This window comes from Methylosinus sp. R-45379 (assembly GCF_001644125.1).
Lineage (GTDB): Bacteria > Pseudomonadota > Alphaproteobacteria > Rhizobiales > Beijerinckiaceae > Methylosinus.
In genome coordinates, this window is record NZ_LUUM01000115.1 from 1 (window position 1) to 1,525 (window position 1,525).

Consider the following 1,525-nt stretch of genomic DNA (forward strand, 5'->3'; position numbering starts at 1 on the left):
GCGTTGCTCGGCGACGCCTTCCTGCGAGGCATCTGCGCTATTCCTTTTCGTTGCCGCGCGTTTCGTCAATCGGCCTTGACGCAGACTTCGATCTTGGGCTCGGTTCGGCCGCCGTCTTTTGCGACTCTGGAATAGGGCGCGCCTTCGTAGCTCTTCAGACCTGCCGGGCAGGGCCGGTCGGCAAGTTTCTCGAGCGAGGGAAGGACGCATTCGACGACGCCCGGGGCGGCGGGAATTTCCAGCCATAGGGGTCCAGGGCAGGTTGGCGGGGTCGACAGATTTATTTCCAGCCAAGGGGAGAGGTAGCGCGGCTCTCCCCAGGCGGTGCGAACGTCGAGGACCGGCCTCACATCTGCCGCTGTGGAGCCGAACCTCGGCTTCGCCAATGCCGCCAGTTCCGACAGCGCGTCCTGGTTCGACAATGCATAGGGAAGCTCGCAACGATCCTCGCGCCCCGAGATGGGCGCCGAGCCCTGGGGACATTCTTGGCCGGGCTTGCGCGGCGCATAGCGGTAGGAGCGCCGCTCGTTCAGTCGGCATCGTGCGCCTTCGTATTGTGTCGTCCCCTCGGGACAGCCGCCTGCCGGTTCAGCGAAGAGCCGCTGATAGACTGGCCGCTTGCTCCATTTGCAATCGGACGCAAAAATGAAGTGGCTCACAGGCATGCCTTCGCGGATGATCTCGCGATAGGCGGCAAACGGCCACATCAACCCGTGCTTGATCACATAGACGAGCGGCGAGTCGCTATCGGGCGTGACGATATTGCTGTCGACTTGCGAGCATGGGCTGAATGTCCGCGCGCTCTGCGTGATCGACAGCGTGGCGCCGACCCCGAGATAGGCCAGAATCGGCAGGGCGAGCAATAGCTCTGCGGTGGAGGTCCAGAAGTCCTTCATGGTGGTTTCCCGTGCGTTGTGCTGTGGCCTTTCAATGGCGCAAGAGGTTACTCCGCAGGTCCGGCGCGTTGAATTCTCGCCTGACATAATTCGAAGTCTTCGATCAGCCAGCAAAATGATGGCGAGCGGGCGGTCGGTTCGATATCCGCCCCAGTTCCATGCGTCGACGGCAGCCGCCTTTGGAGGTCGCGCGCCAGCGCGCGGATGTCGATCCTTCCTTCTTGTCGCAGCAGCTCCCGCGCTTTTCGGTCCTTGTCGCCCAGTCGGACGAGGATCGCGGCAATATTCGATTTCACGCGGAGCCGACTGCGCAGCGGACTCGATGGACTTTCGGGTATCCCGTCGAGCACGACCATCATCGCATGGAATTGCCCGGCCAGTTGATTGAGTGGGCCGGATGTCAAAATATCCCTGATGGCCGATCGGCACTCCGAGCAGGAGATCGAGGGCGACGAAAGAACCAACAACACCGGCTTGCCGTCCCGCTCGCCAGCGGCGAGCGCGCTCATATCCGAGCGCCAGCCGACCATCTTGCCGGGAATCTCGTCTTCGGGACGAGGAATGTGCGAGGTGGCGACTTCCGCCGCGGCGCGGGACACGCCGTGGTAGGGATTTCCCTCGACGGAATC

Annotated in this window: 2 protein-coding genes; both read right to left on the reverse strand. The window is 62.7% G+C overall.

Translation table 11 applies throughout. The features are described from left to right. Nucleotides 1-65: 65 nt before the first annotated feature. Nucleotides 66-896: a hypothetical protein gene (locus tag A1351_RS06630; RefSeq protein ID WP_064032558.1), complete on the reverse strand. Its 831-nt coding sequence runs from the start codon at nt 894-896 to the stop codon at nt 66-68. Nucleotides 897-943: 47 nt separating this feature from the next. Continuing rightward, the coding region (locus A1351_RS25195) for a hypothetical protein (RefSeq protein ID WP_198162238.1) at nt 944-1,525 on the reverse strand (582 nt) is incomplete at its 5' end.

Coding starts and splice junctions, on each gene's coding strand:
- A1351_RS06630 (WP_064032558.1), bottom strand. CDS start 896: ATGAAGGACTTCTGGACCTCCACCGCAGAGCTATTGCTCGCCCTGCCG.